Here is a 3,970-nt window from a genome sequence, read left to right as displayed (position 1 = left end):
TCTTTTTCGAATCGGAGAGAGTTGTTAAAGAAGATACGGTCACAGTATTCATAGTCATAAAACGGTTAAGGAAGTTGGTAACAGTTTACCTTTTACAAATCGTAATAAGTAGTGTCTATGGAATTTTCGATTGTTTATATCTTGTCCTAGGTGCGCTCAACAAGAGCCGTTGAGTTTAGCGGAGATCGAACCCGCATCATCAGCTTGGAAGGCTGAGGTAATAGCCATTATACGATGTACGCAAGCGGTATTTTATTCTCTTTGAAAACCAGTGAAATATCGAGAAGAATTAACTTATACACTCTAAAATTACAGACAGTGAATGCCCTCTGTACTGAAGATAACGGATCATCTTCGCCTTCTCATTTTGCTCTTGAGGTAGACCATCGCCAAACTTCTTCTCTTTCGCTTTAAAACAAAGTTCAAACCAATCTACATCGGTATCTTCAAGAACTTGTTCAATCACGAGTGGGTCAAGCCCCTTCTGTCGCAATTCCTGCTTAATACGCGACATCCCATGAAGCTTCCTCAACTGTTTTGATATCTCTTTTTCCGCCAATCGCGCATCATCAAGGTAATGATGAGATAACAGGCGTTCCATCACTCGATCAACAATTTCGTCGTTATTGTTTTGGCGAGAAAGATGGCGGCGCATTTCGCCTGATGAGTAATCTCGCTTTGCCAGTAGCCCTACTGCAAAATCATACAACCGCTCTTGAGACATGTTTAGTAGCCAACGCAAATGAAAAAGACTGCATTAAATAATACATAAGCACTCCGTTTTGCAATACTGTCTATATAAACATATATATATTTAAACACTACCAATTCGAATTATAGAGCGACAACTAGCTTGACCGATCGGTTTAGGCTAATTGTCGCTCAATACGAATTGAGTATGGTGTTTGATTTTGGTGTGCGTAGGGTTGTAAATCAAGAATTATCGAACCAAATTACAGTATCTTTCTAATGGTTCGCATGAAGTATACTCAAATCGAACCGATGATAAGCAACCATGTTTATAAGAGTCTATTTACGCGCCTCCACCACAGAGCAAGATGCCGATCGAGCAAAAAACGAACTGCAGGCTTTTGCTCACGAACACAACGTACGTATTGCCAGTTTTTACACTGAACAATTATCAGGCACTAAATTAGAAAGAGCTAAATTAGACTGTTTAATTGAACATTTGCATCGAGGTGATGTTTTACTTATCGAAAAAGTAGATCGCCTATCTCGCCTCCCCTTTGAACAATGGAAGGAACTCAAACAAAAGTTAGTAGAAGCCGGTATTAATATTGTTGTACTCGATCAACTGATGACACACGCTGTTCTCAGCCATAGCTGATCAAAAAACATCCATGATTTCACGAGTGCTAACAGAGTTTATGATCGACTTAGCCGCAGCGATGGCCAGAGACGATTATGAGACTCGGCGAAAACGCCAAGCTCAAGGGATAGAAAAAGCCAAAGCATTAGGTAAATACCAGGGTCGAAAGCCAGACTTAAAACTGAGAGAAAACATCCAGCTTTTACTTACAGAGGGCAAGAGCTGGTCGCAAATACAAGAACTATTGGGATGCAGTCGCTCAACGATTGCAGCAGTAAAGAAATTAACCGCAACAGCGCAGTCTAATTCTCAAAAAGGCTTCGTAACCAATTGACATTACTGAGTAAGTATTTGTTTAACTGTACAAAGGTGGCATTTTTGCTATGCGTTGCGTTTAGTGTTTAAGGTAGTATGCGGAAGCATTGGTATTGCGTTGCTCACATCAACTTAACTAGGCTACATGCATTCAATAATAAGATAGGTATTACAAGTGGTTAGCTATACCGTAGAACAGTTACGAGAAGATGGTCCTCAATACGCAATGGCTTTGCTGTTAAATGCTCTGGAAAGCGGAGAACCATTTGTTACTTATGGCGCAATTAAGCGCGAGCTTGAAAACCAATGGGCTGTAGATACGATTTTTCCAACACAAATTGGTTATGTTGCAGGCTCTTTGATGAATCAAATTTTAGAGCTTGATGAGAATGCTCCCTTAATTAATGTACTTATTACCAGAAGCAACGGTATCCCTGGAGCAGGGGTATTACTGGATGGGTAAATTTGATTGGTGTGGGACAAACAAAAACAATGTATACGCCATATGAATTGAAAGACATTGAGCGTTACCTACAGCATCAAAGTGATAATTACGATCACCACTATTCGCCGGATGAACCAGTGTTGGTCAAAATGTAAGCATAACAAACGTTTAAGACGTCAACGGGAAAAGTGACTTTTGCTACTCTCTGGTGATTGTTGCGCTGAAACAGGCAAAAGCCGCTCTGAACTTGTTTATTTAACGTAATACATCTAATCAACACCACGGAATGCGATATGGTAAACTTTTTTTACATTGGGTTTAAAAATGTCCGCCACTCTCCCCCTTCCAGGTTCGCATGAGCGCTTAGGTAATTTTCGATACTCTTGCGAGAGACAAAGGATTCAACGACGCTTCTCTGAACCGGTTGGAAAAAGTCGCGCTCGATGAGACTAGCGAGCAACCTGAGTTCATCATAAGTAGCGTTTTGGTTTAGGGTGTGGTTAATGCTACAATTCACTTGCATTGAAATTCCCTCCTAGGGTTTTAGTGCCCCCTTGGTGTTCGTCGGCAAACCAGCATCAAGGGGTTTTACATAACACATCACGTAAATACGATATTGTATTTACAAATTAGGCAATACAATTTAGTAAATACGTTAATGTAAATACAAAAAGGAACATACAACTTTGTATTTACTCGTTCCCAGTCTTCATTTTCTGAACAGCCGTTTCTATAACCGCAGTCACAGTCATTCCATTTTTACCAGCAACCAGCTTTAACATCGCATAGTCTTTAATACTAAGTCTAAAAGTCATACTTCCTGATTTAGATAACTCTAAATTTGAAATAGCAGAAATGAAAGAATCTAACTCGTCTCCATTCATACCATCTACGGAACTCTTCGCATCTTTCCAAGACATCGACGTAATGTTAATACAAGAACGTAAATACGAATCTGTATTTACGTTAAGCCCAAGATCTTCATCGGCTAGATTCTTGGCGTCATTTTTAACTAAAGCCATTATAACAACACCTCTAATAGCAATGCGGATATATCATTAATTTCTCGATTTCTAGGTGCATCAGAAAAAGCAATACGGGTGTTTATTTGCTTTTTCGCGACACGCCCATATTTTGAGAGCTCATCTCGATATGGTTTGTAATTAGAATTAGCTACGCAACCATTTAGAAAAAAGACAACCTTATCTAATACACCAACTTTATCTAGTCGCTGCACCATCCGGCTAACTTCCTTCATATCATCTTTTGATGGGCGAACAGGAACTAGAATTATTGAATCGACCTCTTTCGCCGCTGTAAGTAACTCTACATTTTTATCAGTATGAGCGCCTTGAGTATCATAGATAAAGAAATCAGCTTCTTCTTCTTTAGAAACTAACTCTGGATTATTTGCCATCCAATCCGCATAGTGTTGTTGCGGATCCATATCGTCTCCCGCTACCTTTTTCTGGTTGTTATTCCCTAAAACTAAATGAGCCAATTTTGCATGAGTAGACTTCCCTACTCCACCTTTTGATGAATAGTAAATTATATACTTCATATGTATGCACACTTATGTATTTACGTGAATGTACATACACAATAGCAAGATAAGCCAAATTGTAAAGTCATTTTCGTATTTACGCAATTGTAAATACGAAAGACACATTTTAACAGGAGGCCCTTTCTGCACTAGCCTTTAGTCAGTCAAACAATTAATACATAAGTGTAAAATAGTACGGTATATACGAATGAAAGTAGTTGGTATAGTATCGACAGATAAAATGGGGATACGCAGAATGAAGACACCAACATCAATACATGATGGATTGTTTAAGTCGTTCCTGACCGTACCAGAGACAGCGAGAGACTTTCTCGAT

The 3,970-nt window shown here is 39.2% G+C and carries 6 protein-coding genes and 1 tRNA gene; 3 read left to right on the top strand and 4 right to left on the bottom strand.

Going from position 1 to position 3,970, the window contains the following annotated elements:
- Positions 1-151 precede the first annotated feature (151 nt).
- Positions 152-242 (bottom strand) — tRNA-Gly (locus KIV40_RS06785).
- Between the two features lie 47 nt (positions 243-289).
- A complete protein-coding gene (locus KIV40_RS06780) occupies positions 290-724 on the bottom strand; it encodes a regulatory protein RecX (protein WP_285348395.1) in 435 nt (144 codons plus the stop codon).
- Between the two features lie 291 nt (positions 725-1,015).
- On the opposite strand from KIV40_RS06780, the gene KIV40_RS06775 reads away from it, so the two are divergent.
- From KIV40_RS06775 to KIV40_RS06760, 3 genes are all read left to right on the top strand, one after another.
- Positions 1,016-1,348, top strand: a complete 333-nt coding sequence (locus tag KIV40_RS06775; RefSeq protein ID WP_285348393.1) for a recombinase family protein — start codon at positions 1,016-1,018, stop codon at positions 1,346-1,348.
- 40 nt (positions 1,349-1,388) lie between these two features.
- Positions 1,389-1,664 (top strand): helix-turn-helix domain-containing protein, encoded by a 276-nt coding sequence (locus tag KIV40_RS06770; RefSeq protein ID WP_285348392.1) that lies wholly within the window; start codon positions 1,389-1,391, stop codon positions 1,662-1,664.
- A 156-nt stretch (positions 1,665-1,820) separates the two neighbouring features.
- The gene (locus tag KIV40_RS06760) at positions 1,821-2,108 is read left to right on the top strand and encodes a hypothetical protein (RefSeq protein ID WP_285348391.1); all 288 of its coding nucleotides are present in this window, start codon (positions 1,821-1,823) and stop codon (positions 2,106-2,108) included.
- 674 nt (positions 2,109-2,782) lie between these two features.
- On the opposite strand, the gene KIV40_RS06755 is transcribed toward KIV40_RS06760, so the two are convergent.
- Positions 2,783-3,112 carry a hypothetical protein gene (locus tag KIV40_RS06755; protein ID WP_285348390.1) on the bottom strand — a complete coding sequence of 110 codons (330 nt, stop codon included), beginning with the start codon at positions 3,110-3,112 and terminating at the stop codon, positions 2,783-2,785.
- On the bottom strand, positions 3,112-3,651 hold the full coding sequence (locus KIV40_RS06750; RefSeq protein ID WP_045499084.1) for a ParA family protein: 540 nt from the start codon (positions 3,649-3,651) through the stop codon (positions 3,112-3,114). Before KIV40_RS06750 ends, KIV40_RS06755 begins: the two co-directional genes overlap by 1 nt.
- Positions 3,652-3,970: the final 319 nt, after the last annotated feature.

The organism is Vibrio sp. D173a, assembly GCF_030248475.1.
The sequence above is the reverse complement of the archived record's forward strand: the minus strand, read 5'-3'. Positions and strand labels throughout refer to the sequence as shown.

What these genes read in the sequence shown, in the direction of transcription:
- KIV40_RS06770 (WP_285348392.1), top strand. Translation starts at nt 1,389, where the DNA reads ATGATCGACTTAGCCGCAGCGATGGCCAGAGACGATTATGAGACTCGG.
- KIV40_RS06780 (WP_285348395.1), bottom strand. Translation starts at nt 724, where the DNA reads ATGTCTCAAGAGCGGTTGTATGATTTTGCAGTAGGGCTACTGGCAAAG.
- KIV40_RS06775 (WP_285348393.1), top strand. Translation starts at nt 1,016, where the DNA reads ATGTTTATAAGAGTCTATTTACGCGCCTCCACCACAGAGCAAGATGCC.
- KIV40_RS06750 (WP_045499084.1), bottom strand. Translation starts at nt 3,651, where the DNA reads ATGAAGTATATAATTTACTATTCATCAAAAGGTGGAGTAGGGAAGTCT.
- KIV40_RS06755 (WP_285348390.1), bottom strand. Translation starts at nt 3,112, where the DNA reads ATGGCTTTAGTTAAAAATGACGCCAAGAATCTAGCCGATGAAGATCTT.